A 24,728-nucleotide genomic window follows, 5' to 3' on the forward strand; every position below is an offset into this window, starting at 1 on the left:
CGCACCATTCCCACTTCGGCTATCGGGAAGGACGGCCCACGCCATGCCCGCAGATCTCGCCGTCATCGGACTCGGTCCCTACGGCCTGCCGCTGGCCCAGGCCGCCGTCAACGCAGGCATCCCCACCATCGGGTACGCCACCGGCCCCGAGGCGGGGTCGCTCAGCCCCGCCGAGCTGCGCCGGATGCGCTCCACCGGGTTCCGGCCCGGCACCGACCCGGCCCAGCTCGGCCGGGTCCGCACCGCCGTCATCTGCGCGCCCACCCCGCGCGGCGCCGACGGCGAACTCGACCTCGGCCAGGTCGAGGCGGCCGCCCGCACCCTGGCCGAGCGGCTGCGCCCGCACACCACGGTCATCCTGGAGTCGCCCGTCCTGCCCGGCACCACCGAGAACCTGCTGCGCCCCATCCTGGAGCGGGGCTCCGGCCTGCGCGCCGGGCGCGACTTCCACCTCGCCTACTCCCCCAGCCGCGTCGACCCCGGCAGCCGCGACCACACCCCGGCCCCGAGGGTCATCGGCGGTCTCACCCCGGCCTGCACCGAGTCGGCCGCCGCGTTCTACGGCCGGCTCACCGACAAGGTGGTCCGGGCGCGCGGACTGCGCGAGGCGGAGGCGGTACGGCTGCTGGAGACCAACTTCCGGCACGTCAACATCGCGCTCGTCAACGAGATGGCCGTCGTCTGCCACGAGCTGGGCGTCGACCTGTGGGACGTGATCCGCTGCGCGGAGACCAAGCCCTTCGGCTTCCAGGCGTTCCGGCCGGGGCCCGGCGTCGGCGGCCACGGCGTTCCGCAGGACCTCACCGGCCACGCGAGCCGGGGCCTGCGCATGGTGGAGCTGGCCCAGCAGGTCAACGACCGCATGCCGCACTACGTCGTCCAGCGCGCCGCCGCCCTCCTCAACGAGCACGGCAAGTCCGCCCGGGGCGCCCGCGTCCTCCTCCTCGGCGTCACCTACAAGGCCGACCTCGCCGACCAGCAGGACACCCCGGCCCACGAGATCGCCGTCCGCCTGATGGAGCTGGGCGCCTCCGTCAGCTACCACGACCCCCACGTCCCCGCCTGGCACGTCCTGGACCGCCCGGTCCCCCGCGCCGACTCCCTCTACGAGGCCGCGGCCGCCGCCGACCTCACCCTCCTCCTCCAGCCCCACCGCACCTACGACCTCCAGGGCCTCTCGGTGAAGGCCCAACTGCTGCTGGACACCCGAGGAGCGACCCCGACGGGCGCGGCGCACCGGTTGTAAGCACGCGCCGCCGCTGAGCCGGTCGCCTCCGAGCGCGCGAAAGAGCCCGGTCACCCCAAGGTGACCGGGCCCTCTGCGTGCGGAAAAAGATCAGCGGCGGTGCTGGCTGTCCGCCACCGTGACCTCGACGCGCTGGAACTCCTTCAGCTCGCTGTAGCCGGTGGTGGCCATGGCGCGGCGCAGGGCGCCGAAGAAGTTCATGGAGCCGTCGGGGGTGCGGGAGGGGCCGGTGAGGACCTCCTGAAGGGTGCCGACGGTGCCGAGGTCGACCTTCTGGCCGCGCGGCAGCTCCGCGTTGACCGCCTCCATGCCCCAGTGGTGGCCCTTGCCGGGCGCGTCCGTGGCACGGGCCAGCGGGGAACCCATCATCACCGCGTCGGCGCCGCAGGCGATCGCCTTGGGCAGGTCGCCGGACCAGCCGACCCCGCCGTCCGCGATGACGTGCACGTACCGGCCGCCGGACTCGTCCATGTAGTCGCGGCGGGCGGCGGCCACGTCGGCGACCGCGGTCGCCATCGGGACCTGGATGCCCAGCACGTTGCGCGTGGTGTGCGCGGCGCCGCCGCCGAAGCCGACGAGCACACCGGCCGCGCCGGTGCGCATCAGGTGCAGGGCCGCGGTGTACGTGGCGCAGCCGCCGACGATCACCGGGACGTCCAGCTCGTAGATGAACTGCTTCAGGTTCAGCGGCTCGTGCGAGGAGGAGACGTGCTCCGCCGAGACCGTGGTGCCGCGGATGACGAAGATGTCCACGCCCGCGTCGACGACCGCCTTGGAGAACTCGGCGGTGCGCTGCGGGGAGAGCGCGGCGGCCGTGACCACACCGGCGTCGCGCACCTCCTTGATGCGCTGGCCGATCAGCTCCTCCTTGACGGGAGCCGCGTAGATCTCCTGGAGGCGGCGGGTGGCGACCTCGGCCGGCAGCTCCGCGATCTCGTCCAGCAGCGGCTGCGGGTCCTCGTGCCGGGTCCACAGGCCCTCGAGGTTGAGGACGCCCAGGCCGCCCATCTCGCCGATGCGGATCGCGGTGGCCGGGGAGACGACCGAGTCCATGGGAGCGGCCAGGAACGGCAGCTCGAAGCGGTAGGCGTCGATCTGCCAGGCGATCGAGACCTCCTTCGGGTCCCGCGTACGGCGGCTGGGGACGACGGCGATGTCGTCGAAGGCGTACGCCCGGCGGCCGCGCTTGCCGCGCCCGATCTCGATCTCAGTCACGTCATGCCTTTCCCTGATGCTTACAGCGTCTTCCAGTATCGCCGACCGGGCCGGTGACGGCCGTCCCGGGCGACGCGGAGGGCGGTCCCGGACATCTCCGGAACCGCCCTCTCACGACCCGCACGCGTACGCGTGCGTCACTTCTTGCTGCTGTAGTTCGGCGCCTCGACCGTCATCTGGATGTCGTGCGGGTGGCTCTCCTTGAGACCCGCCGAGGTGATCCGGACGAACCGGCCGTTGTCCTGCAGCTCCGGCACGGTACGGCCGCCGACGTAGAACATCGACTGGCGCAGACCTCCGACGAGCTGGTGCACCACGGAGGACAGCGGGCCGCGGTAGGGCACCTGGCCCTCGATGCCCTCGGGGATCAGCGCCTCGTCGGAGGCGACGCCCTCCTGGAAGTAGCGGTCCTTGGAGAACGAACGGCGGTCGCCGCGCGTCTGCATCGCGCCCAGCGAACCCATGCCGCGGTAGGACTTGAACTGCTTGCCGTTGATGAACAGCAGCTCGCCCGGCGACTCCTCGCAGCCCGCGAGCAGCGAGCCGAGCATCACCGTGTCGGCACCCGCGACCAGGGCCTTGGCGATGTCGCCGGAGTACTGCAGACCGCCGTCGCCGATGACCGGGACACCGGCCTCCTTGGCGGCGAGCGCGGCCTCGTAGATCGCGGTGACCTGCGGGACACCCACACCGGCGACCACACGCGTGGTGCAGATCGAGCCGGGGCCGACACCGACCTTGATGCCGTCCGCGCCCGCGTCCACCAGCGCCTGGGCGCCGTCACGGGTCGCGATGTTGCCGCCGATGACGTCGATGCCGGAGGAGTTGGACTTGATCTTGGCGATCATGTCGCCGACCAGACGGGAGTGACCGTGCGCGGTGTCCACGACGATGAAGTCGGCGCCCGCCTCGATCAGCGCCTGGGCGCGCTCGAAGGAGTCACCGGCCACGCCGACCGCCGCGCCGACCAGCAGCCGGCCCTCGGCGTCCTTGGCCGCGTTCGGGTACTGCTCGGCCTTGACGAAGTCCTTGACCGTGATCAGACCCTTGAGCACACCGCGGTCGTCGACCAGCGGCAGCTTCTCGATCTTGTGCTTGCGCAGCAGCTCCATGGCCTCCGGGCCGGAGATGCCGACCTTGGCGGTGACCAGCGGCATCGGCGTCATGACCTCGTGCACCCGACGGGCACGGTCGGTCTCGAAGGCCATGTCGCGGTTGGTGACGATGCCCAGCAGCCGCTTGTCGGGGTCGGTGACGGGCACGCCGCTGATGCGGAACTTGGCGCACAGCGCGTCGGCCTCGGCGAGGGTCGCCTCCGGGTGGATGGTGATCGGGTCGGTGACCATGCCCGACTCCGACCGCTTCACCAGGTCGACCTGGTTGGCCTGGTCCTCGATGGACAGGTTGCGGTGCAGCACGCCCACGCCGCCCTGACGGGCCATGGCGATCGCCATGCGGGACTCGGTCACCTTGTCCATGGCGGCGGACAGCAGCGGGATGTTGACCCGTACGTTCCGGGAGACGTACGAGGCGGTGTCGATGTCGTCGGGCGCCATGTCCGACGAGCCCGGCAGCAGCAGCACGTCGTCGTAGGTCAGCCCGAGTGTCTGGAATTTACCGGGCACTCCGTCGACGTTGGCAGTCATGACACCTTCCCCAAATGGCCTTGATCGGTGCGGATGTCCATGCTAACGGGAAGCGTCGTGAGCAAATTCCACGCTACGGGGGCGCTTCAGGCTTCGTATGTTCGTACGGATTCCGCGGCGGACGCGTTCACCGACGGGTCGCCGACGGGCCGGCACCGGGGCCCTCTCAGGCTTCTCACCGGCTCGTTCACGCCACGGCGGACCCTTCGCCCGCACGCCGGGGCGCACCTCGGCGCGCGGTCACGGGCTACTGCTCGGCAAGGGCGCGCAGCCGGCTCAGCGCGCGATGCTGGGCCACTCGCACCGCCCCTGGTGACATTCCCAACATCTGCCCTGTCTCCTCCGCGGTCAAGCCCACGGCGATACGGAGCAGCAGCAGTTCGCGCTGGTTCTCGGGGAGGTTGGCCAGCAGCTTCTTCGCCCAGGCGGCGTCGGAGCTGAGCAGGGCGCGCTCCTCGGGGCCGAGCGAGTCGTCGGGGCGCTCGGGCATCTCGTCCGAGGGGACGGCCGTGGAACCGGGGTGACGCATCGCCGCGCGCTGGAGGTCGGCCACCTTGTGGGAGGCGATGGCGAAGACGAACGCCTCGAAGGGACGGCCGGTGTCGCGGTAGCGGGGCAGGGCCAGCAGCACCGCCACGCAGACCTCCTGGGCGAGGTCCTCCACGAAGTGGCGGGCGTCGCCGGGCAGCCGCGACAGGCGGGTGCGGCAGTAGCGCAGCGCGAGGGGGTGGACGTGCGCGAGCAGGTCGTGCGTGGCCTGCTCGTCCCCGTCGACGGCACGGTGCACCAGGGCGCCGATGGGCCCGGGGGCCGTGCCCGCCTCGTCGTCGCGCATCGGTCCATGGTGCCCTGCGGCCGCGCGGTCCGTCGCATCGCGCTCGTCGTTGTGCACCGAAGCGTTATGAGCAGGTGCGCCGGCACTCATCTCCTGCGCCCTCCCCTTCCGCTGGTTTCGCGCTCGCTCGACTCGTCCCCGAGAGACTCCACACCTCAAGGATGCGGCATCCGCGCCGAAACGAGCAGCACGCACCCGGAGAGCGGTTCCGGCGCCCGGGTCCGGCCGAGGGGCGTCCCCCTGGTCGGACTCGCGCGGCGGCCGGCCGGACGCGCCGGGGACCAGCCACTTCCGCGCCACCGTCACCGTCACCGGCCCGGAACTCCACCTGGGCTGTCCGGCGCGGGCCGTGTGCCGTGACGTCCGGCGCCGCGCCCGCCTCCAGGAGACGTCCGGCGCCGGCCGGAAGCCGGCCGGGTGCGGGCCCCGGCCGTCCGGCGACCGGGTCCGCCGCCGGAACCGCGCGACCGCACCCTCGTACACCCTCCACCACCCGCCCAGGACGATGCCGTCCAGGCCGGGCGCAGCGGCCGCGCACGACCTACCGGACCAGTCCCCAGCGGAAGCCGAGCGCTACCGCGTGGGCGCGGTCGGAGGCGCCGAGCTTCTTGAACAGCCGCCGGGCGTGGGTCTTGACGGTGTCCTCGGAGAGGAACAGCTCGCGGCCGATCTCGGCGTTGGAGCGGCCGTGGCTCATGCCCTCCAGCACCTGGATCTCGCGCGCGGTGAGCGTGGGCGCGGCGCCCATCTCGGCCGAGCGGAGCCGGCGCGGGGCCAGTCGCCAGGTGGGGTCGGCGAGGGCCTGCGTGACCGTCGCCCGCAGCTCCGCGCGGGAGGCGTCCTTGTGCAGGTAGCCCCGGGCGCCGGCGGCGACCGCGAGGGCGACGCCGTCGAGGTCCTCGGCGACGGTCAGCATGATGATGCGCGCGCCCGGATCGGCGGAGAGCAGACGGCGCACGGTCTCGACGCCGCCCAGGCCGGGCATGCGTACATCCATCAGGATGAGGTCGGAACGGTCGGCACCCCAGCGGCGGAGGACTTCCTCGCCGTTGGCCGCCGTCGTCACGCGCTCGACGCCGGGCACGGTCGCAACCGCGCGGCGAAGCGCCTCTCGGGCAAGCGGGGAGTCGTCGCAGACGAGGACGGAAGTCATGACCGCCCTCCGCAGCAAATGCGCGTCACCTTGAGCCTCCAGGCTGGTACGGAATCGTCACCTGTGCGGTCGACCGTCTCGGACGCCTGCCCGAGCACTTGTGTTTTCAACCGCCTCCGCACTCTCAACGACGGTCACCCGAAAGAGTTACGGGTCGGCGTACTGACTTCGGCACTCTACGTGAGGGCTCCGACACGGTGCAGACATGCGCGACGGACCCACGGCTTTTCATCACAACCCGTGCCCCATTTAGCCGTTTTTGGTCCCATTTCTCAGTGTCTGAGGCTAGATTCGCAATGAGTCATATTTTCATCTCCTTAGACCGGAGATGTACGGTCGAAGGCACAGTATCCGCCCAGAACGGCTACAAGGGGTCACGTAATGGCAGATTTCTCCCGCCTTCCCGGACCGAACGCGGACCTGTGGGACTGGCAGTTGCTGGCAGCCTGCCGAGGGGTGGACAGCTCGCTCTTCTTCCACCCGGAGGGCGAGCGCGGTGCGGCGCGGAGTGCACGTGAGAACTCGGCCAAGGAGGTCTGCATGCGGTGTCCGGTCCGTGCGCAGTGCGCGGCACACGCGCTGGCGGTGCGTGAGCCGTACGGCGTGTGGGGCGGGCTCACCGAGGACGAGCGCGAAGAGCTGATGGGCAGGGCCCGCAACCGCCTGGTGTCCACCGCCGGCGGGGGCACTGGCCCGCACGCGTGAAGGAACGTTTCTGCACACACCCGGGCACGCGCTGCGCGTGCCCCTGACCCGTGCCCCGGCCCGCGCCTACGCGCGCGAAGCCGCCCGTCCGAGCTGTTCCAGCGTCGCGGCCACCGCCGGGACCTGGGCCAGGTCGGGCAGGGTCAGGGCGACGATCTCGCGGCGGACCGCGGGCTCCAGCCGGACCACCCGCACACCCCTGGGCCGTACCGACTCCACCGCCAGCCGGGGCAGTACGGCCACCCCCAGGCCGGCGCCGACCAGGCCGACCACGGCCGGATAGTCGTCGGTGGCGAAGTCGATGCGGGGGGTGAAGCCCGCGCCCTCGCAGACCTGGACGAGCTGGCCCCGGCAGCGCGGGCAGCCCGCGATCCAGGGCTCCTCCGCCAGTTCCCCGATGGCGACGGCGTCCGCGCCCGCGAGGCGGTGGCGCTCGGGGACCAGGGCGACGAGACGGTCCGTCAGCAGGCGCCGTACCACCAGGTCGTCCCACTCCTCGGTGGCGGCGGCGCCCTCGTAGCGGAAGGCCAGGGCCACGTCGCAGTCGCCCTCGCGCAGCAGCTCGACCGACCTCGGCGGCTCGGCCTCCTCCAGCGAGACGCGGGTGCCGGGGTGGGCGGCGCGCAGGGCGGCCAGGGCGTTGGGGACCAGGGTGGAGGTGCCGCTGGGGAAGGAGACCAGCCGGACCCGGCCCGCGCGCAGGCCCGCGATGGCGGCGACCTCCTCCTCGGCGGCGGTGAGCCCGGCGAGGATGCCGGAGGCGTGCCTGACCAGGGCCTCGCCGGCCTGGGTCAGCCGCATCTCGCGGCCGCCCCGGACCAGCAGCGGGGTGCCGACGGAGGTCTCCAGCGCCTTCATCTGCTGGCTGACGGCCGGCTGGGTGCAGCCCAGCTCGCGCCCCGCCGCCGAGAAGGAACCGGTGGCGGCGACGGCGCGCAGGACGCGGAGATGGCGGGCCTCGATCACCCTTCGAGCATAAGCCGTACTTGGACCGTGGTCCCGATATCGCGTCGACGCTTTGGGAACCGGTCACGTACCGTGCGCGCATGAAGCTTCTCTCCGTCAATCTGGGGCGACCCCGCGCGGTGCCGTACACCGACCAGGCCGAGGGGGTGACGGGCATCGACAAGCGGCCCGTCGACGGGCCGGTGCGGGTGGCGGCGCCCGGGGCGAAGGGGGTCGGCGGCAGCGGGCTGGCCGGGGACGCGGTGTGCGAGCTGCGCCACCACGGCGGGGACGACCAGGCGGTGTACGCGTTCGCGCGCGAGGACCTCGACGACTGGGAGCGCGAGCTGGGCCGGCCCCTGGCCAACGGCTGCTTCGGGGAGAACCTCACCACGGCCGGGCTGGACGTCTCCGGGGCGCTGATCGGCGAGCGCTGGCGGATCGGTTCCGCCGTGGTGCTGGAGGTGACGTCGGGGCGTATCCCGTGCCGTACGTTCCAGGGCCATATGGCCGAGCCGGGCTGGGTGAAGAGGTTCACCCGGAAGGGCGCCACGGGTGCCTACCTGCGGGTGATCGAGCCGGGCGGGATACGGGCGGGCGACGCGGTGGAGATCGTGCACCGGCCGGACCACGGGGTGACCGCGGCGAAGCAGTTCCGCGCGGTGACCACCGAGCGCGAGCTGCTGCCCTCGCTGCTCGCGGCGGGCGACGCCCTGCACGCCGAGACGGTGGCCGTGATCCACAAGTACCTGGAGCGCCAGGCCCGCTGAACCGCCGTCAGCGGGCGCCGGGGCCGCCGGTCCGGGTCACTACTCTTGGGCCATGACTACGGCTCTGATTACGGGATCGACCGCGGGCATCGGCGCCGCGTTCGCACGGCGGCTGGCGGCGGACGGGCACGACCTGGTGCTGGTCGCGCGGGACACGGCGCGGCTGCGGGAGCAGGCGCTCGAGTTGCACGACCTGCACGGCGTCGAGGCGGAGGTGCTGACCGCCGACCTCGCCGAGGACAAGGGCATCGAGACGGTGGCCGAGCGGCTCGGCGACCGCCGCAACCCGGTCGACCTGCTGGTCAACAACGCCGGGTTCGGCAACAAGGGCCGCTATCTGGACGTCTCCATGGCCGACGAGCTGCGGATGATCAAGGTGCACTGCGAGGCGGTGCTCCGGCTGACCTCGGCGGCGGCGGAGGCGATGCGGGAGCGCGGGCGCGGCGGGGTGGTGAACGTCGCCTCGGTGGCGGCCTTCGTCCCGCGCGGCACGTACGGCGCCTCCAAGGCGTGGGTCGTGCAGTTCACCCAGGGCGCGGCGAAGGACCTGGCGGGCAGCGGGGTCCGGCTGATGGCGCTGTGCCCCGGCTTCGTGCGCACCGAGTTCCACGAGCGGGCCGGGATGGGTACGGACAACATCCCCGGCTGGATGTGGCTGGACGCCGACAAGCTGGTCGCCGAGGCGCTGAACGACCTCGCCCGCAACAAGACCGTCTCCATCCCCGACCCCCGCTACAAGACCCTGATGGGCCTGGCGAAGGTGGCCCCCCGCGGCCTGCTGGGCGGGATCAGCGCGCGCACGGGGCGCAAGTACGGGCCGCGCTAGAGGGAGCGGCGGGGTCCGCGTCCATGTCGGATTCCTGCCAGAAGGCGGGTGGGGAGCGGTGTTTGACTGCGGTCATGACCTTCTCGAAGCCGGACACCGCCCGGCTCTTCCGCTCCCTGCACACCCCCGAGGCGCCCCTCGCGCTGGCCAACGCCTGGGACGTGGCGAGCGCCCGTGTCATCGAGGCCGCGGGCGCCCCGGCGATCGCCACGACCAGCGCCGGGGTGGCCTGGTCGCTGGGCGCGCCGGACGGTGACCGCCTCGCCCGGGACCGCGCGCTGGACGTCGTCGCCCGGATCGTGGCCGCCGTGTCGGTGCCGGTGACCGCCGACATCGAGGGCGGGTACGCGGAGCACGCGGCCGGGGTGGCCGGGACGGTCGCCGGGGTGCTGGACGCGGGTGCCGTCGGCATCAACATCGAGGACGGCACCCGGCCCCCGGCGGAGCTGGCCGAACGGGTGGCCGTGGCCCGGCGGCAGAGCGCGGACCTCTTCATCAACGCCCGTGTGGACACGTACCTGTTCGGGCTCGGGGACCCCGGGACCCGGCTGGAGGAGACGCTGGCCCGGGCGCACCGGTACCTCGACGCGGGTGCCGACGGGGTCTTCGTCCCGGGCGTGACCGATCCGGAGACCGTCGCGGCCTTGGCCGACGCCGTCCCGGCTCCCCTGAACGTCATGGCCGCCCCGGGCGCCCCCACGGTCGCCGAGCTGGGCAGGCTGGGCGTCTCCCGGGTGAGCCTCGGTTCGGGAGTGGCGCAGTCCGCGTACGCCGCGGCCCGCCGCGCCGCCCTGGACCTCTACGCGGACGGCGGCTGCTCCTCCCTCGCGGACGCCCTCCCCTTCCCCGAGCTGAACGGCCTGCTGCACGAGGGGCGCTGATCACAGCACTTCGCCCCGCCGGGATTCTCCCGGCGGGGCGAAGTCGCAAGCCCTAGAGGGCTGTTGCCTTAGTGGGAGTGGCCGTGGCCGTGGCCGTGACCAGCGGCGGCCTCTTCCTCTTCCTTCTTCTCGACGACCAGGGTCTCGGTCGTGAGCAGCAGGGAGGCGATGGAGGCGGCGTTCTCCAGGGCGGAGCGGGTGACCTTCACCGGGTCGATGACGCCGGCCTTGACCAGGTCGCCGTACTCGCCGGTGGCGGCGTTGTAGCCCTGGCCCTTCTCCATGTCCTTGACCTTGGAGACGATGACGTAGCCCTCCTGGCCGGCGTTCTCGCCGATCCAGCGCAGCGGCTCGACGACCGCGTTGCGGACGACGCTGACGCCGGTGGCCTCGTCGCCGGACTTGCCGAGGGAGCCGTCCAGCACCTTGGCCGCGTGGACCAGGGCGGAGCCACCACCGGAGACGATGCCCTCCTCGACCGCGGCGCGGGTCGCGGAGATGGCGTCCTCCAGACGGTGCTTCTTCTCCTTCAGCTCCACCTCGGTGGCGGCGCCGACCTTGATCACGCACACGCCGCCGGCCAGCTTCGCGAGGCGCTCCTGGAGCTTCTCGCGGTCCCAGTCGGAGTCGGTGTTCTCGATCTCGGCCTTGATCTGGTTGACGCGGCCGGTCAGGTCGGCCGCGTTGCCGCCGCCCTCGACGATCGTGGTGTCGTCCTTGGTGACGGTCACCCTGCGGGCGGTACCGAGCACGTCCAGGCCGGCCTGGTCGAGCTTGAGGCCGACCTCCTCGGAGATGACGGTGGCGCCGGTGAGGACGGCCATGTCCTGGAGCATCGCCTTGCGGCGGTCGCCGAAGCCGGGGGCCTTCACCGCGACGGCGTTGAAGGTGCCGCGGATCTTGTTGACCACCAGGGTCGACAGGGCCTCGCCCTCGACGTCCTCGGCGATGATCAGCAGCGGCTTCGAGGCGTTGGTCTGGATGATCTTCTCGAGCAGCGGCAGCAGCTCGGTGATCGAGGAGATCTTGCCCTGGTTGATCAGGATGTACGGGTCGTCGAGGACGGCCTCCATACGCTCCTGGTCGGTGACGAAGTACGGGGACAGGTAGCCCTTGTCGAAGGCCATGCCCTCGGTGAAGTCCAGCTCCAGACCGAAGGTGTTGGACTCCTCGACGGTGATGACACCGTCCTTGCCGACCTTGTCCATGGCCTCGGCGATCAGCTCGCCGACCTGCTGGTCCTGGGCGGACAGCGCGGCGACGGCGGCGATGTCGGACTTCTCGTCGATCGGGCGCGCCGAGGCGAGCAGGTCCTCGGAGATCGCCTTGACGGCGGCGTCGATGCCCTTCTTCAGGGCGGCCGGGGAGGCGCCGGCGGCGACGTTCTTCAGACCCTCGCGGACCAGGGCCTGGGCGAGCACGGTGGCGGTGGTGGTGCCGTCACCCGCGATGTCGTTGGTCTTGGTCGCCACCTCCTTCACGAGCTGGGCGCCGAGGTTCTCGAACGGGTCCTCGATCTCGACCTCACGGGCGATCGTGACACCGTCGTTGGTGATGGTCGGCGCGCCGAACTTCTTGTCGATGACGACGTTGCGGCCGCGGGGGCCGATCGTCACCTTCACCGTGTCGGCAAGCTTGTTGACGCCGCGCTCAAGGGCGCGACGGGCGTCCTCGTCGAACTTCAGTGTCTTCGCCATGACAGCGGGAGCCCTCTCGGAAAAATCTGGGTGGATGTGCCTGCGCCCCCGGCCGCCCGGCTTCTTTACGGTCGCGGGAACCAGGGGCGCAGTGGTGAAGCAGATGCTTCGGGGTGAACTACTTCTCGATGATCGCGAGCACGTCGCGAGCCGAGAGGACGAGGTACTCGTCGCCGTTGTACTTCACCTCGGTGCCGCCGTACTTGCTGTACAGCACGATGTCGCCGACCTTGACGTCGAGCGGCAGGCGCTCGCCGTTCTCGAAGCGGCCCGGACCGACGGCGAGGACGGCGCCCTCCTGGGGCTTCTCCTTCGCGGTGTCCGGGATGACCAGGCCAGAGGCCGTGGTCTGCTCGGCGTCCAGCGGCTGGACCACGATGCGGTCCTCGAGCGGCTTGATGGCAACCTTGGAGCTGGCGGTCGTCACGATCCGACCTCCCCCTTCTGAGAATTCACGGGGTTGACTGTCTGAGGTGGCGACCAGGTGGATCCGTCGTCGCGGGTGCCGGACCTGCCCGTCGCTTTGTTGGCACTCTCGTGTGCCGAGTGCCAGTGCCGAGACTATGACCGGGGTTAGCACTCGGTCAAGCGGAGTGCCAATTGCCGTGCGGCGCGTCGGGGATGGGTACCTCTTTGGCGTGGCTTCACTGTGCCGTTGGTGCGCGCGTCGTCCAGGGGGCTGCCGCCCCCGGACCCCCGCTTCGGCCCTGGACGGGCCTCGTCCTCAATCGCCGGACGGGCTGAGGTGCTAGAGGTAGTCCGTCAGCTTTCCGGCCGTCAGGCCCCTTCTCCGGGCCTCCTTCAGCACCTGTGCCGTGCGCTCGGCCAAAGCACCCTCCCGGTCCGGGGTGATACGGATGATGTCGCCAGGGGTCAGGTGTTCGGGGGTGCCCCGGTAGGTGAAGCCGTGGCGGGTGGTCCTCACACGCCAGTGGGCGGCGGTGTCGGCGCGGGTGAAGACGGTGACCGGCAGGTGGAGTTGGCCGACCAGGGTGGCCAGCCTTCGGTCCCGTTCGGCGCCCGCGTCGTAGGTCAGGAAGACGACGCGGTCGGCCGTGGCCACATGGTCCACCGCACGCGTCCCCGTACGGGCCGAGAGGGGGCGGGCCGGGGCCGGGGCCGGGTGGCGGACGCCCTGCGCGGCCTTCTTGCCGAGGCGCTCGATCGGGTCGACCGACTGGGCGCAGCCGGTGAGCAGCAGGGCGGCCGAGGCGAGCGCGACGGCCCGTGCCGCGGGCCGGACGCCGGCCGGCCGCGCCCGGCGGGTCACAGGTAGTCCTCCAGGCGTGCCACGGCGTATCCCTCGCGGGTGACCTTGTCGAGGAAGCGGCGCATGTCGTCGACCATGGTCCCGTCCCACTCGTCGGTGCCCCGGAAGTGGGTGAGCACGATGTCGCCGCGCCGCAGCCGCCGGTCGTCCTCGCGGTACTCCCAGTGGTCGACGAAGACCTCCTCGTTCCAGATCGGCGCGTACTTGATGCCGCAGGACTTGGCGGCGCGCAGGGTGTCCTGGTTGTAGTCGCCGTAGGGCGGCCGCAGGACCTCGGGGCGCTTGCCGTACCGCTTCTCCATGATGTCCTGCATGCCGCAGATCTCGTCCCGCTGCTGCTCGTAGGAGAGGCCGGGCAGGTAGGGGTGGGTCAGGGTGTGGTTGTTCAGCGTGTTGCCGTACGACTGCATCCTGCGGAAGTAGCCGTAGTCGTCCTTCACCAGGTAGTCGCTGAGGAAGGCGGTGTACGGGACCTTCAGTTCGCGCATCATCCGCAGGAACCGGGGGTCCTTCTCGGCGCCGTCGTCGATGGTGAGGAAGACGATCTTCTTGTCGGTGGGGACGGTGGTGAAGACCGGGGGCAGGTCCTCGTCCTCCTGGTGGTCCACCTCGAAGCCGTCGCGCGCGGTGATCCTCGGCTTGACCTTCGGCGGGGCGGGCGCCGTGAGCGGCACCTCGTCGAGCTGCCACTTGCGGGCCGCGGCCACCATGCGCCGCTGCTCCGCGAGGCGGGCCGCGGCGGCGTCGGGGGCCTTGGTGGGCCCCTGGCGGCCGGCGGGGGCCGGACCGGAGTCCGAGCAGCCGGTGAGGACGGCCGCAGCGGCGAGGGCGACGACCGTGCAGCGGACGGTCAGGGACCGGGAACACGCCCGGAGTTTGTCATTTTGTCCTACATGTCGCATGGTGCCGGATACTGGCAGGCGCCCGCCCCGATCCCGGCCCGACACCGCCGCCGGAGGCGCACGGTCCACCGACTGGCCCACAATGAGCCGGTGAACGACCAGCTCTCCGCCCTCCAGGGATTCCACGCGCTGCGCACCGACGAGGGCCGGGCCCTCCTCGACGAGGTGCGCGGCACCGCCCCCGCCGACGAACTCGCCGTGGCCACCCGGCTGCGCCGCACCCACCCGGCCGGACTGGTGTCGGCCGCGCTCGGCCAGGCCCGGCTGCGCCAGCGGGCGGAGGCCAAGTTCGGCGCGGAGGACGCGCGGAGGATGTTCTTCACGCCCAACGGGGTCGAGCAGTCGACGCGGGCGAGCGTGGCCGCGTACCGCGCGGAGCGGATGCGGGCGCTCGGCGTCACCTCGGTGGCCGACCTGTGCTGCGGCATCGGCGGCGACGCGCTCGCGCTGGCCCGCGCGGGCGTCCGCGTGCTCGCGGTGGACCGGGACCCGCTCACCGCGGCCGTCGCGCGGGCCAACGCCGAGGCGCTGGGGCTGGAGGAGCTGATCGAGGTCCGCGAGGCCGACGTCACCGAGGTGGACACCGCCGGGTACGACGCGGTGTTCGTGGACCCCGCCCGGCGCGGCGGCCGCGGCCGGATCTTCGACCCGGAGGCGTACTCGCCGCCCCTGTCCTGGGCCGTGGCCACCGCGCTCGCCGCGCCCCGAGCCGCCCTGAAGATCGCACCCGGCATCCCGCACGAGGCGGTGCCCGCCGAGGCCGAGGCCGAGTGGATCTCGGACGGCGGCGACGTCAAGGAGGCCGTGCTCTGGTTCGGCACCGAGGCACCCGGCGGCATCCGCGCCACCCTGCTGCCCGGCCCCCGCGCCCTCCGGGGCCGGGGTCTGCCCGACCCGGCGGTCCGCCCGCCCGGCCGGTACCTGTACGAGCCGGACGGCGCGGTGATCCGGGCGCATCTGGTCGCGGAGGTCGCCGAGGAACTGGACGGCGGCCTGCTGGACGAGACGATCGCGTACATCACCGCCGACGAGCTGCGCCCCACCCCGTACGCCTCGGCCTACGAGATCACCGACCGGATGCCGTTCAACGTCAAGAAGCTCAAGGCGCTGCTGCGGGAGCGCGGGGTCGGCAACCTGACCGTCAAGAAGCGCGGCTCGGCGGTCGAGCCGGAGGAACTGCGCCGCAAGGTCAAGCCGCAGGGGCCCCACTCCGCGACGGTGTTCATGACCCGCGTGGCGGGCGCTCCCACCATGCTGATCGGGCACCCGGCGTAACCCTTCGAAAGTTTCGAAGGGCCCACTCGAAGGCCGCCTCAGAGCACTCGGCGGCCGCCCTGGAGCGACGGCGGAGCCGTGCTGGAGCGCACCACCAGGCTGGTCGCCAGCTCCAGGCGGGTGGCCGTCCGCTCCCGGTCCCCGCGCCCCAGGTCCAGCACCAGCCGCGCCGCCGCCTCGGCCATCTCGGTCAGCGGCTGGCGCACGGTGGTCAGCGGCGGCCCCACCCAGCGGGCGACCGGCAGGTCGTCGAAGCCGACGACGCTCAGATCCTCCGGCACCCGCAGCCCCAGCTCGCGGGCCGCCTCGTACAGCCCGAGCGCCTGGAGGTCGTTGCCCGCGAAGACGGCCGTGGGCCGGTCCGGGCGGCCGAGCAGCGCGAGGCCCAGCCGGTGGCCGGACTCGTGGTGGAAGTCGCCCTCCTCGGTCAGCGCCGGGTCGGCGGGCAGCCCGGCGGTCTCCAGCGCCGCCCGGTAGCCGTCGAGCCGGGCGCGGGCGCACATCATCCGGGAGGGGCCGCTGATGGCGCCGATCCGGGTGTGGCCGAGGTCGATCAGATGCCGGGTCGCGGCGAGGCCGCCCTGCCAGTTGGTGGCGCCGACCGAGGGCACGGCGGCCCCCGGGTCGCCCGCCGGGTCCATCACCACGAAGGGCACGGAGCGGCTGGTCAGCAGGGCCCGCTGGGACTCGTCGAGCCCGGACAGCACGAGGATCACCCCGTGCGGGCGGCGGCCGGCCACCTGGTCGGCCCAGGTCCGGCCCGGGGTGAGGCGCCCGGCGCTCTCGGAGAGGACCACGCTCAGCCCGGCGTCGCGGGCCACGTTCTCCACGCCCCGGATGACCTCCATCGCCCAGGCGCTCTCCAGCTCGTGGAAGACCAGGTCGATCAGGGGTGAGCGGGTGACCTCGGCCCGCCTGCGGCGGTAGCCGTGGGTGCGCAGCAGTTCCTCCACGCGGGTGCGGGTGGCCGCGGACACGTCGGCCCGTCCGTTCAGCACCTTCGAAACAGTCGGAGCCGACACCCCGGCCTCCCGGGCGATCTCGGCGAGCGTGGCACTGCGCGGTGCTGCGGTCTTCGACGGCTCCATGGCCGAGATCGTAGCTCTGCGCGAGGTCTTGACGAACCCTCAGGAACGCCATACCTTCCCGGAACATTCGAGCCATCGTTCGAAACTTTCGGTGCGACCGTGAGGGGTGCCCGGCACATGGAGACTCACAGCAGACGCTGGTTCCTCGGCGCGGGCGCCACCGCCCTCGCCGCCACCACCGGGCTGACCGCCTGCGGTTCCGGCGGGCCGGGCGGCTCGGACGGCACGCTCACGGCGTTCGTGTACGGCGACGACGCGGCGAAGGTGCAGGCGAAGGCGGTCTCCCGGTTCAACGGCTCGGCGGCGGGCCGCGAGACCAAGGGCAGCGTCCGGCTGGAGAAGGTGCCCGGCGCGGAGTATCCGGCCAAGCTGCGCACCGCCATGGGCTCGCCCAACGCCCCGGACCTGTTCTTCAACTGGGGCGGCGGCTCGATCCGGGCCTACCAGGAGGCCGGCCAGGTTCTCGATCTCACCGGCACCATCGCCGCCGACCCCGTGCTGAAGAACGGCTTCCTGCCCTCCGTCATCGCCTCCGGCTCCCTCGGCGGCCGCGCGTACGGCATCCCGATGCGCGGCATGCAGCCGGTGATCCTCTTCTACAACCGGACCCTGTTCGCCGAGCACGGCCTGAAGCCGCCCGCCACCTGGGACCAGTTGCTCGACAACAACGCCAGGCTCAAGAAGGCCGGGATCACCCCGTTCGCCCTCGGCGGGGCGGACATCTGGCCCGAACTCATGTGGCTGGAGTACCTGGTGGACCGGATCGGCGGGCCGCGGGTCTTCGAGCGGATCAAGAACGGCGACGCCGCCGGCTGGGGCGACCCCGCCGTACTGAAGGCCGCGCGGACGGTACGGGAACTCGTCGACGGCGGCGCCTTCGGCAAGGGCTTCAGCTCGGTCGCGTACACCAACGGCGGCGCCCCGGCCGCGCTCGCCAAGGGCAAGGCCGCGATGCACCTGATGGGGTCCTGGGAGTACTCCACCCAGCTCGGCAAGTTCCCGGACTTCGCCCGCGAGCACCTCGGCTGGTGCGCGTTCCCCACGTTCGACGGCGGCGCCGGTGACATCCGCAACGTGGTCGGCAACCCCACCAACTACTGGTCGGTGAACACCCGCACGAAGAACAAGGACGCGGCACTCGCCTTCCTGCGGACCTGCGCCTCGGACACCTACGCCCGCGAGCTGATCGCCAACGGCGACGTGCCCGCCACCGCCGGCGCCGACAAGCTGCTGGACGCCTCCCCCAGCCCCGAGTTCGCCCGCTTCCAGTACCGGATGGTCCGCGAGGCCCCCGCCTTCACGCTGAGCTGGGACCAGGCGGTCGACCCGGACGCGGCCACCCCGATGCTCACCGAGGTCAACAAGCTGTTCGTCGGCAAGTCGTCGCCGGAGCGGTTCGTGGCGGCCCTGAAGGCGCTGAAGTGAGCGCCGCGCGGGGCGCCGGACGCCCGCACCCCTCCTGGGCGCTGCCCGCCGTGCTGTTCTTCGGCTTCTTCGCCCTGGTCCCGATGGCCCTGGCGTTCGGCCTGTCCTTCACCACCTGGAACGGCCTGGGCGAGCCGCGCCCGGCCGGACTCGCCAACTGGCACGCCCTGCTGACCGACGGCCGGCTGACCCGCTCGCTGGCCGTCACCGCCCTGCTGACCATGGTGAGCTGCGCCTTCCAGACGACCGCCGCCCTGCTCCTCGGCGTCTGGGCGGCGGGCCCGCAGCGCAACCGGGCGATCCTGTCGGCGGTCTTCTTCGTGCCGTTCCTGCTGTCCTCGACCGCCGTCTCGCTGCTGTTCTACGCCCTGCTCGACCCCAACTTCGGCATCGTGCCCGGCGACACCCTCGGCACCACCTCCGGGGCGTTCCTCGCGCTGGTCTTCGTCGGCGGCTGGCAGTTCATCCCGTTCCACACCCTGATCTACCAGGGCGGCGCCCGGCAGATCCCCGAAGTGCTCTACCAGGCGGCCGCGATCGACGGCGCCGGACGCCTGCGCAGGTTCCGCTCCATCACGCTGCCCCAGCTCCGCAACACCGCGGCGACCTCGCTCGTGCTGATGGTGGTCGGCTCGCTGACCTACTTCGAGACCGTGCTGATCCTCACCCAGGGCGGCCCCGGCACCGACACCGCGATCCTGCCGTACCTGATGTACGAGTCGGGCTTCAAGGCGTACGACTTCGGCTACGCGAGCGCCATCGCCACCTTCCTGGTCGTGGCCGCCACCGCGCTGTCGCTGCTGCTGGTCCGGGTGACCGGCTTCGGCGCCATGCGCAGTACGCGGGAAGGGATGTGACGCCGTGAGGCGCCCGGCCAACCCCCTGGCGGGCCTGGGTGCGGCGATCTGGCTCGCCGTCGTGCTCGTCCCCGTCTACGTCATGGTGTCGGTGTCCCTGACCCGTCAGGACGAGGCGCTCGGCGGCAACGCCCTGCGCCCGCCGCGCCATCCCACCCTGGCCAACTACGGCACCGTCCTGGACAACGGCTTCGGCCACTTCCTGGCCAACACCGTGCTGGTCGCGGCCGTGGTGGTGGGGATCGTCCTGGTGCTGTGCGTGCCGCTGGCGTACGTCGCCGTGCGCACCCGCGGCTTCTGGTCGGGCGGCGCGTTCCGGCTGTTCCTGCTCGGAGTCGCCGTCCCCGCGCAGGCCGTGGTGGTCCCGCTCTACCTGATGATCACCAAGCTGCACCTGTACGACAGCCTGCTCGCCGTCGCCCTGCCGACCGCCGCCTTCGCGATGCCGGTGTCGGTGCTGGTGCTCACCGGCACCCTGCGGGACATCCCCGAGGAGCTGTACGAGGCGATGGCGCTGGACGGCGCGACCCCGGCGCGGATGCTGTTCCGGCTCGTCGTGCCGCTGGCCCGGGGCGGCATCGGCACCGTCGTCGTCTACGCGTCCCTCCAGGCGTGGAACGGCTTCCTCTTCCCGCTGATCTTCACCCAGTCCGAGGACAGCCGGGTGCTGACCCTGGGGCTGTACGACTACGTCAGCCAGTTCGGCGTCGACATCCCCGCCCTGCTCGCCTCGGTCGTCCTGTCCGGCGTCCCCGTCTTCGCCGTCTGCCTGCTGGCCCGGCGCACCCTGGTCGGCGGCCTGCTGGGCGCGGGCGGCAAGTGACCTTCCCCGTACGACCTCTCCGACAGGAGTTCCATGACCACCCCCGCCTGGCGTGACCCCGCCCTGCCCGCAGCCGAGCGCGTCGAGGACCTGCTGTCCCGGATGACACCGCGGGAGAAGACCGCCCAGCTGTACGGCGTGTGGGTCGGCGCCGGTCCGGACGGCGGCGAGGTCGCCCCGCTGCAGAGCGAGATGAGCGCGGTCCCCGACTGGGAGGAGCTGATCTCGTACGGCCTCGGCCAGCTCACCCGGTCCTTCGGCACCGCCCCGGTCGAACCCGGCCGGGGCGCCCGCGCGCTCGCCGCCGTCCAGCGCCGGATCGCCGCCGCGAACCGCTTCGGCATCCCCGCGCTCGCCCACGAGGAGTGCCTGGCCGGGTTCACCGCCTGGGGCGCCACCGCCTATCCGGTGCCGCTCGCCTGGGGCGCCTCCTTCGACCCCGCCCTGGTGGCCGAGGTGGGCGCCCGCATCGGCCGGGACCTGCGCTCGGCCGGCGTCCACCAGGGCCTCGCCCCGGTGCTGGACGTGGTCCGCGATCCGCGCTGGGGCCGGGTGGAGGAGACCGCCGGCGAGGACCCGTACCTGGTCGGCACGGTCGGCGCCGCCTACGTACGCGGGCTGGAGTCGGCCGGGATCGTGGCCACGCTCAAGCACTTCGCCGGGTACGCGTCCTCGGCGGGCGCCCGCAATCTCGCCCCGGTGCGGGCGGGCGCGCGCGAACTGGCCGACGTGACGCTGCCCCCGTTCGAGCTGGCGCTGCGCGAGGGCGGCGCCCGGTCGGTGATGGCGGCCTACACCGAGACCGACGGCGTGCCCGCCTCGGCCGACGCCCGGCTGCTGACCGGGGTGCTGCGCGAGGAGTGGGGGTTCACCGGCACGGTGGTCGCGGACTACTTCGGCATCGGCTTCCTGCGCACCCAGCACCGGCTCGCCGAGGACCGCGCCGGGGCCGCCCGCCTGGCGCTGGAGGCGGGCGTGGACGTGGAACTGCCCACCGTGGACTGCTACGGCACCTCCCTGGTGGACGCCGTCGAGGCGGGCCGTGTCCCGGAGGCCCTGGTGGACCGGGCGGCCCGCCGGGTGCTGCTCCAGAAGTGCGAGCTGGGCCTGCTGGACCCCGGCTGGGACCCGGAACCGGCCGGTCCCGTCGTGCTGGACTCCCCCGGGGGACGGGCGCTGGCCCGGCGGCTGGCGGAGGAGTCGGTGATCCTGCTGGAGAACCCGTCGGGGCTGCTCCCGCTGAGCCGAGGCTCCCGGATCGCGGTCGTCGGCCCGCGCGCGGCGGACCCGCTGGCCATGCTCGGCTGCTACTCCTTCCCGGCCCACGTCCTCCCCCACCACCCCGGTGTCGCGCCGGGCATCGAGATCCCGACCGTGCTGGAGGCGCTGCGCGCCGAACTCCCGCACGCCGAAGTCACGTTCACCCAAGGCTGCGGGGTGTCCGACCCGGACTCCTCCGGGTTCGGGGCGGCGGTGGCCCGCGCCACGGAGGCCGACGTGTGCGTGGCCGTGCTCGGCGACCGGGCGGGCCTGTTCGGCCGCGGCACCTCCGGCGAGGGCTGTGACGTCGCCGACCTGCGGCTGCCCGGCGTCCAGGGCGAGCTGCTGGACGCGCTGGTGGCGACCGGCACCCCGGTGGTGCTGGTGCTGCTCACCGGGCGCCCCTACGCGCTGGGCCGCTGGTCGGGGCGGCTCGGCGCGGTGGTGCAGGCGTTCTTCCCCGGCGAGGAGGGCGGCCCGGCACTGGCCGGGGTCCTGTCGGGCCGGGTGAACCCCTCCGGACGGCTGCCGGTGAGCGTGCCGCGCGGGCCCGGCGGACAGCCGTGGACGTACCTCCAGCCGCCGCTGGGCCTGGCGAGCGAGGTCAGCAGCCTGGACCCGACCCCGCTGCACCCCTTCGGCCACGGCCTGGCGTACACCACGTTCGCCTGGACGGACTTCGGCGCGGCCGAGGCGGAGACCGGCACGGACGGCGCTCACGAGGTCACGGTGACCGTGCGCAACACCGGGGAGCGGGCGGGCGCGGAGGTGGTGCAGCTCTATCTGCACGACCCGGTGGCCTCGGTGACCCGGCCGGACGTGCGGCTGGCCGGCTACCAGCGGGTGGAGCTGGCCCCCGGCGAGGCCCGCCGGATCACCTTCGCCTTCCACACCGACCTGGCGTCCTTCACCGGGGTGACGGGGGCGCGGATCGTCGAGCCCGGCACGCTGGAGCTGCGGCTCGGCCCGTCCAGTGCCGAGGTCCGGCACACCACACGGCTGCGGCTGACGGGGCCGGTGCGGGAGACCGGGCCGGGGCGGGTGCTGCGCTGCGCGAGCACGGTGTCCCCGGCGGACTGAGCGGGGAAGACGGCGAAGGCCGCCCCGGTGAACCGGAGCGGCCTTCTGATCGGAGCGCTGGGCAGGTCTTGCACCTGCATTTCCCCGCAGGAAGCGGGGCGTCTTGACTTGGACCACCAACGCCTGGCGTTCGGACCGGAGTTGTTCCGGCCGTTCGCTGTGTGATGATCATAGCCAGAGATCACCGCCGCGCGCCACTCCTGATCCCGGATCAGTTCCCGACCGGCTCGAACCGCCAGCGGTGCACCGGCCGGGAGACCAGCTCACCGTCCGGCGCGGGCAGCTCCGGCACGTCCGCGTCGAAGGCCGCGTCCCACCAGGTGATGACCAGCACCCGGTCCCCCGGCGCCCGGAAGGTCTCCCGGCGCAGCGGGCTGCCGTCCAGCCGCTGTTCCCTCGCCCAGGCGAGCAGTTCCCCGCCCCGGCCCTCGGCGGCCCGCGCCTCCCACATCAGGGCGACGGTCATGAGTAGAGGTTCTCCTTGCTGACCTCGTGCACGTGATCGTGTTCGTGGCCGTGCCCGCTGCCCGGCACGTGCGGGTCGGTGACCGGCAGGGAGGAGTCGGCGGACAGGTCCCAGTCGGAGGCCGAGCGGTTGCGGGCGACCATCTCGGCGCCGAGCGCGGCGACCATCGCGCCGTTGTCCGTGCACAGCTTGGGGCGCGGCACCCGCAGCCGGATGCCCGCCGCCTCGCAGCGCTCCTGGGCCAGCGCCCGCAGCCGGGAGTTGGCCGCGACACCGCCGCCGATCATCAGGTGGTCGACACCCTCGTCCTTGCAGGCACGCACCGCCTTGCGGGTCAGCACGTCCACCACGGCCTCCTGGAAGGAGGCGGCCACGTCACGGACGGGAACCTCCTCGCCGGCCGCCCGCTTCGCCTCGATCCAGCGGGCCACGGAGGTCTTCAGGCCGGAGAAGGAGAAGTCGTACGCGGGGTCGCGGGGGCCGGACAGGCCGCGCGGGAAGGCGATGGCCGTCGGGTCGCCCTCGCGGGCGTAGCGGTCGATGACCGGGCCGCCGGGGAAGCCCAGGTTCAGCACGCGGGCGATCTTGTCGAACGCCTCGCCGGCCGCGTCGTCGATGGTGGCGCCCATCGGGCGGACGTCGGAGGTGATGTCCGAGGAGAGCAGCAGCGAGGAGTGGCCGCCGGAGACCAGCAGCGCCATGGTCGGCTCGGGGAGCGGGCCGTGCTCCAGCTGGTCCACGCAGATGTGCGAGGCGAGGTGGTTGACGCCGTACAGCGGCTTGCCGAGGGCGTAGGCGTACGCCTTGGCGGCCGAGACGCCGACCAGGAGGGCGCCCGCGAGGCCGGGACCGGCGGTGACGGCGATGCCGTCGAGGTCGCGGGCGGTGACGCCCGCCTCCTTCAGGGCGCGGTCGATGGTCGGGACCATCGCCTCCAGGTGCGCGCGGGAGGCCACCTCGGGCACGACCCCGCCGAAGCGGGCGTGCTCGTCGACACTGGAGGCGACCGCGTCGGCGAGCAGGGTGGTGCCGCGCACGATGCCGACGCCGGTCTCGTCGCAGGAGGTCTCGATGCCGAGGACGAGAGGTTCGTCAGCCATTGATCTCGGTTCCTTGCTCGGTTCCTTGTACGTCTTCCAGGGAGGAAGAGGGGTCGGTCAGGCGCATCACCAGGGCGTCCACGTTGCCCGGCTGGTAGTAGCCGCGCCGGAAGCCGATGGGGACGAACCCGAAGCGCTCGTAGAGCTTCTGGGCGCGGGTGTTGTCCACCCGGCACTCCAGCATCACCTCGGCGCACTCGAAGGCGGTGGCGGCCCGCAGCAGCCCGGTCAGCAGCCGGGCGCCGAGACCGGTGCCCTGCTGGTCGCGGGCGACGGCGATGGTCTGGACGTCGCCGAGGTCGCCCGAGGAGGCGAGCCCGGCGTACCCGACGAGCCGCGAGGCGTCCTCGGCGACGAGATAGCGCCGGGTGGCGCCGTCACCGCGGGCGTGCGCCAGCTCGGACCAGAACATGCCCCGCGACCAGGCGTCCTCGGGGAACAGGTCCTTCTCCAGCTCCAGGACCCGGTCGATGTCCCACCAGCGCATCTCGCGCAGCTCGGCGGTCACTTGGGGGTGACCACCTTGTAGTTCTTCGGCACCTGGGCGTCGGGCCGGCGCAGGTACAGCGGCCGCGGCTGCTCCAGCTCCTCGCCCGCGGCCAGTTTCCCGGCGGCCAGCGAGGCGAGCGCGGCGGCGGAGACGTGCTCGGGCCCGTGGACGTCGGGGAAGGTGTCCGGGTAGAGCAGCGCGCCCGCGCCCACGGCGGGCAGCCCCGCGACGCGCTCGGCGATGTCGGCCGGGCGGTCCACGGCCGGGCCGGTGAGCCGGGTGCGGGAGTCGGCGTACGTCGCCCAGTAGACCTCCTTGCGCCGGGCGTCGGTGGCCACGACGAAGGGGCCCTTGCCGATGTCGGCGGCGAAGGCGAGGCCGTCCAGCGTGCAGACGCCGTACACGGGGACGCCGAGGGCGAGCCCGAAGGTGTCGGCGGTCATCAGGCCGACCCGCAGCCCGGTGTAGGGGCCGGGTCCGGTGCCGACGACGACGCCGGTCACGGCGTCCAGCTTGAGCCCGGCGGCGGCGAGGACGCGGTCGACGGCGGGCAGCAGCAGCTCTCCGTGGCGGCGGGCGTCCACCTGGCTCGACGAGGCGACGACGTCCGTCCCGTCGTGCAGGGCGACGGTGACGGCGGGGGTGGCGGTATCCAGAGCGAGCAGAAGCACGCGAACAGCCTACGGCGCCGACGGCTCGCGCACGGCCGTCCCGGTCGGACCGTCACTGACTGCTACGGTCTGTACGAACCGAGAGAAAATTCGCTTATCCCG

General features: G+C 72.6%; 24 protein-coding genes. 10 read left to right on the plus strand and 14 right to left on the minus strand.

What is annotated here, in order from left to right; genetic code table 11:
- Window positions 1-43: 43 nt before the first annotated feature.
- Window positions 44-1,246: a nucleotide sugar dehydrogenase gene (locus tag ABZ898_RS16970; protein WP_361658745.1), complete on the plus strand. Its 1,203-nt coding sequence runs from the start codon at window positions 44-46 to the stop codon at window positions 1,244-1,246.
- Between the two features lie 90 nt (window positions 1,247-1,336).
- Here the strand turns inward: ABZ898_RS16970 and ABZ898_RS16975 are convergent, their stop codons facing one another.
- The 4 genes from ABZ898_RS16975 to ABZ898_RS16990 all read right to left on the minus strand — a co-directional run bounded on the left by ABZ898_RS16975 (window position 1,337) and on the right by ABZ898_RS16990 (window position 6,095).
- Window positions 1,337-2,461, minus strand: a complete 1,125-nt coding sequence (locus ABZ898_RS16975) for a GuaB3 family IMP dehydrogenase-related protein (RefSeq protein WP_361658748.1) — start codon at window positions 2,459-2,461, stop codon at window positions 1,337-1,339.
- 137 nt (window positions 2,462-2,598) lie between these two features.
- Window positions 2,599-4,107, minus strand: coding sequence for an IMP dehydrogenase (gene guaB / locus ABZ898_RS16980; RefSeq protein ID WP_361658751.1), 1,509 nt, complete (start codon window positions 4,105-4,107; stop codon window positions 2,599-2,601).
- Between the two features lie 247 nt (window positions 4,108-4,354).
- Entirely contained in the window at window positions 4,355-4,942 is a 588-nt protein-coding gene (locus tag ABZ898_RS16985; RefSeq protein ID WP_161149924.1) for a sigma-70 family RNA polymerase sigma factor, read from the minus strand.
- Window positions 4,943-5,483: 541 nt separating this feature from the next.
- A complete protein-coding gene (locus ABZ898_RS16990) occupies window positions 5,484-6,095 on the minus strand; it encodes a response regulator transcription factor (protein WP_003948568.1) in 612 nt (203 codons plus the stop codon).
- Window positions 6,096-6,476: 381 nt separating this feature from the next.
- On the opposite strand from ABZ898_RS16990, the gene ABZ898_RS16995 reads away from it, so the two are divergent.
- Window positions 6,477-6,800, plus strand: coding sequence for a WhiB family transcriptional regulator (locus ABZ898_RS16995; RefSeq protein WP_361658754.1), 324 nt, complete (start codon window positions 6,477-6,479; stop codon window positions 6,798-6,800).
- A 66-nt stretch (window positions 6,801-6,866) separates the two neighbouring features.
- On the opposite strand, the gene ABZ898_RS17000 is transcribed toward ABZ898_RS16995, so the two are convergent.
- Window positions 6,867-7,766 carry a LysR family transcriptional regulator gene (locus ABZ898_RS17000; protein WP_361658757.1) on the minus strand — a complete coding sequence of 300 codons (900 nt, stop codon included), beginning with the start codon at window positions 7,764-7,766 and terminating at the stop codon, window positions 6,867-6,869.
- A gap of 80 nt (window positions 7,767-7,846) precedes the next feature.
- Between ABZ898_RS17000 and ABZ898_RS17005 the strand changes: the two genes are divergently transcribed.
- The 3 genes from ABZ898_RS17005 (at window position 7,847) to ABZ898_RS17015 (ending at window position 10,222) form a co-directional block, all read left to right on the plus strand.
- Complete coding sequence (locus ABZ898_RS17005; RefSeq protein WP_361658760.1) at window positions 7,847-8,515, plus strand: MOSC domain-containing protein; 669 nt, start codon at window positions 7,847-7,849, stop codon at window positions 8,513-8,515.
- A 52-nt stretch (window positions 8,516-8,567) separates the two neighbouring features.
- Window positions 8,568-9,341, plus strand: a complete 774-nt coding sequence (locus ABZ898_RS17010) for an SDR family oxidoreductase (RefSeq protein ID WP_361658762.1) — start codon at window positions 8,568-8,570, stop codon at window positions 9,339-9,341.
- A 74-nt stretch (window positions 9,342-9,415) separates the two neighbouring features.
- Window positions 9,416-10,222, plus strand: coding sequence for an isocitrate lyase/phosphoenolpyruvate mutase family protein (locus ABZ898_RS17015; protein ID WP_361658765.1), 807 nt, complete (start codon window positions 9,416-9,418; stop codon window positions 10,220-10,222).
- Between the two features lie 68 nt (window positions 10,223-10,290).
- Here the strand turns inward: ABZ898_RS17015 and groL are convergent, their stop codons facing one another.
- The 4 genes from groL to ABZ898_RS17035 form a co-directional block, all read right to left on the minus strand.
- Window positions 10,291-11,919 carry a chaperonin GroEL gene (gene groL, locus ABZ898_RS17020; protein WP_361658768.1) on the minus strand — a complete coding sequence of 543 codons (1,629 nt, stop codon included), beginning with the start codon at window positions 11,917-11,919 and terminating at the stop codon, window positions 10,291-10,293.
- A gap of 118 nt (window positions 11,920-12,037) precedes the next feature.
- Window positions 12,038-12,346: a co-chaperone GroES gene (gene groES, locus ABZ898_RS17025; protein WP_018543953.1), complete on the minus strand. Its 309-nt coding sequence runs from the start codon at window positions 12,344-12,346 to the stop codon at window positions 12,038-12,040.
- Window positions 12,347-12,667: 321 nt separating this feature from the next.
- On the minus strand, window positions 12,668-13,189 hold the full coding sequence (locus tag ABZ898_RS17030; RefSeq protein WP_361658771.1) for a hypothetical protein: 522 nt from the start codon (window positions 13,187-13,189) through the stop codon (window positions 12,668-12,670).
- On the minus strand, window positions 13,186-14,091 hold the full coding sequence (locus ABZ898_RS17035; RefSeq protein ID WP_361658773.1) for a polysaccharide deacetylase family protein: 906 nt from the start codon (window positions 14,089-14,091) through the stop codon (window positions 13,186-13,188). Before ABZ898_RS17035 ends, ABZ898_RS17030 begins: the two co-directional genes overlap by 4 nt.
- On the opposite strand from ABZ898_RS17035, the gene ABZ898_RS17040 reads away from it, so the two are divergent.
- Complete coding sequence (locus ABZ898_RS17040; RefSeq protein WP_361658776.1) at window positions 14,074-15,366, plus strand: methyltransferase domain-containing protein; 1,293 nt, start codon at window positions 14,074-14,076, stop codon at window positions 15,364-15,366. The two genes, ABZ898_RS17035 and ABZ898_RS17040, sit on opposite strands and share 18 nt — an antisense overlap.
- Before the next feature lie 38 nt (window positions 15,367-15,404).
- Here ABZ898_RS17040 and ABZ898_RS17045 read toward each other — a convergent pair whose 3' ends face one another.
- Entirely contained in the window at window positions 15,405-16,454 is a 1,050-nt protein-coding gene (locus ABZ898_RS17045) for a LacI family DNA-binding transcriptional regulator (RefSeq protein WP_361658779.1), read from the minus strand.
- 117 nt (window positions 16,455-16,571) lie between these two features.
- Between ABZ898_RS17045 and ABZ898_RS17050 the strand changes: the two genes are divergently transcribed.
- Genes ABZ898_RS17050 through ABZ898_RS17065 form a run of 4 tightly spaced genes read left to right on the plus strand, consistent with a single transcriptional unit; the run spans window position 16,572 to window position 21,899 of the window.
- Window positions 16,572-17,879, plus strand: a complete 1,308-nt coding sequence (locus tag ABZ898_RS17050) for an extracellular solute-binding protein (RefSeq protein WP_361658782.1) — start codon at window positions 16,572-16,574, stop codon at window positions 17,877-17,879.
- Entirely contained in the window at window positions 17,876-18,736 is an 861-nt protein-coding gene (locus ABZ898_RS17055; protein ID WP_361658785.1) for a sugar ABC transporter permease, read from the plus strand. Before ABZ898_RS17050 ends, ABZ898_RS17055 begins: the two co-directional genes overlap by 4 nt.
- Window positions 18,737-18,740: 4 nt before the next feature.
- On the plus strand, window positions 18,741-19,559 hold the full coding sequence (locus ABZ898_RS17060) for a carbohydrate ABC transporter permease (RefSeq protein ID WP_361658788.1): 819 nt from the start codon (window positions 18,741-18,743) through the stop codon (window positions 19,557-19,559).
- A 33-nt stretch (window positions 19,560-19,592) separates the two neighbouring features.
- Window positions 19,593-21,899 carry a glycoside hydrolase family 3 N-terminal domain-containing protein gene (locus tag ABZ898_RS17065; protein WP_361658791.1) on the plus strand — a complete coding sequence of 769 codons (2,307 nt, stop codon included), beginning with the start codon at window positions 19,593-19,595 and terminating at the stop codon, window positions 21,897-21,899.
- A 211-nt stretch (window positions 21,900-22,110) separates the two neighbouring features.
- Here the strand turns inward: ABZ898_RS17065 and ABZ898_RS17070 are convergent, their stop codons facing one another.
- The 4 genes from ABZ898_RS17070 to tsaB are packed head-to-tail and all read right to left on the minus strand — an operon-like array spanning window position 22,111 to window position 24,626.
- Window positions 22,111-22,365 carry a hypothetical protein gene (locus ABZ898_RS17070; RefSeq protein WP_361658794.1) on the minus strand — a complete coding sequence of 85 codons (255 nt, stop codon included), beginning with the start codon at window positions 22,363-22,365 and terminating at the stop codon, window positions 22,111-22,113.
- Window positions 22,362-23,465 carry a tRNA (adenosine(37)-N6)-threonylcarbamoyltransferase complex transferase subunit TsaD gene (gene tsaD / locus ABZ898_RS17075; RefSeq protein ID WP_361658797.1) on the minus strand — a complete coding sequence of 368 codons (1,104 nt, stop codon included), beginning with the start codon at window positions 23,463-23,465 and terminating at the stop codon, window positions 22,362-22,364. The genes ABZ898_RS17070 and tsaD overlap by 4 nt, the downstream gene beginning before the upstream one ends.
- Window positions 23,458-23,952, minus strand: a complete 495-nt coding sequence (gene rimI / locus ABZ898_RS17080) for a ribosomal protein S18-alanine N-acetyltransferase (protein ID WP_361658999.1) — start codon at window positions 23,950-23,952, stop codon at window positions 23,458-23,460. The genes tsaD and rimI overlap by 8 nt, the downstream gene beginning before the upstream one ends.
- A 17-nt stretch (window positions 23,953-23,969) precedes the next feature.
- Window positions 23,970-24,626, minus strand: coding sequence for a tRNA (adenosine(37)-N6)-threonylcarbamoyltransferase complex dimerization subunit type 1 TsaB (tsaB, locus tag ABZ898_RS17085; RefSeq protein WP_361658800.1), 657 nt, complete (start codon window positions 24,624-24,626; stop codon window positions 23,970-23,972).
- Window positions 24,627-24,728: the final 102 nt, after the last annotated feature.

This window comes from Streptomyces sp. NPDC046860 (assembly GCF_040645115.1).
Lineage (GTDB): Bacteria > Actinomycetota > Actinomycetes > Streptomycetales > Streptomycetaceae > Streptomyces.

What these genes read in the sequence shown, in the direction of transcription:
- groL (WP_361658768.1), bottom strand. Translation starts at nt 11,919, where the DNA reads ATGGCGAAGACACTGAAGTTCGACGAGGACGCCCGTCGCGCCCTTGAG.
- ABZ898_RS16990 (WP_003948568.1), bottom strand. Translation starts at nt 6,095, where the DNA reads ATGACTTCCGTCCTCGTCTGCGACGACTCCCCGCTTGCCCGAGAGGCG.
- ABZ898_RS17070 (WP_361658794.1), bottom strand. Translation starts at nt 22,365, where the DNA reads ATGACCGTCGCCCTGATGTGGGAGGCGCGGGCCGCCGAGGGCCGGGGC.
- ABZ898_RS16985 (WP_161149924.1), bottom strand. Translation starts at nt 4,942, where the DNA reads ATGCGCGACGACGAGGCGGGCACGGCCCCCGGGCCCATCGGCGCCCTG.
- tsaD (WP_361658797.1), bottom strand. Translation starts at nt 23,465, where the DNA reads ATGGCTGACGAACCTCTCGTCCTCGGCATCGAGACCTCCTGCGACGAG.
- ABZ898_RS17010 (WP_361658762.1), top strand. Translation starts at nt 8,568, where the DNA reads ATGACTACGGCTCTGATTACGGGATCGACCGCGGGCATCGGCGCCGCG.
- ABZ898_RS16995 (WP_361658754.1), top strand. Translation starts at nt 6,477, where the DNA reads ATGGCAGATTTCTCCCGCCTTCCCGGACCGAACGCGGACCTGTGGGAC.
- ABZ898_RS17005 (WP_361658760.1), top strand. Translation starts at nt 7,847, where the DNA reads ATGAAGCTTCTCTCCGTCAATCTGGGGCGACCCCGCGCGGTGCCGTAC.
- ABZ898_RS16970 (WP_361658745.1), top strand. Translation starts at nt 44, where the DNA reads ATGCCCGCAGATCTCGCCGTCATCGGACTCGGTCCCTACGGCCTGCCG.
- ABZ898_RS17015 (WP_361658765.1), top strand. Translation starts at nt 9,416, where the DNA reads ATGACCTTCTCGAAGCCGGACACCGCCCGGCTCTTCCGCTCCCTGCAC.
- ABZ898_RS17045 (WP_361658779.1), bottom strand. Translation starts at nt 16,454, where the DNA reads ATGGAGCCGTCGAAGACCGCAGCACCGCGCAGTGCCACGCTCGCCGAG.
- rimI (WP_361658999.1), bottom strand. Translation starts at nt 23,952, where the DNA reads ATGCGCTGGTGGGACATCGACCGGGTCCTGGAGCTGGAGAAGGACCTG.
- ABZ898_RS17050 (WP_361658782.1), top strand. Translation starts at nt 16,572, where the DNA reads ATGGAGACTCACAGCAGACGCTGGTTCCTCGGCGCGGGCGCCACCGCC.
- guaB (WP_361658751.1), bottom strand. Translation starts at nt 4,107, where the DNA reads ATGACTGCCAACGTCGACGGAGTGCCCGGTAAATTCCAGACACTCGGG.
- ABZ898_RS17035 (WP_361658773.1), bottom strand. Translation starts at nt 14,091, where the DNA reads ATGCGACATGTAGGACAAAATGACAAACTCCGGGCGTGTTCCCGGTCC.
- ABZ898_RS17065 (WP_361658791.1), top strand. Translation starts at nt 19,593, where the DNA reads ATGACCACCCCCGCCTGGCGTGACCCCGCCCTGCCCGCAGCCGAGCGC.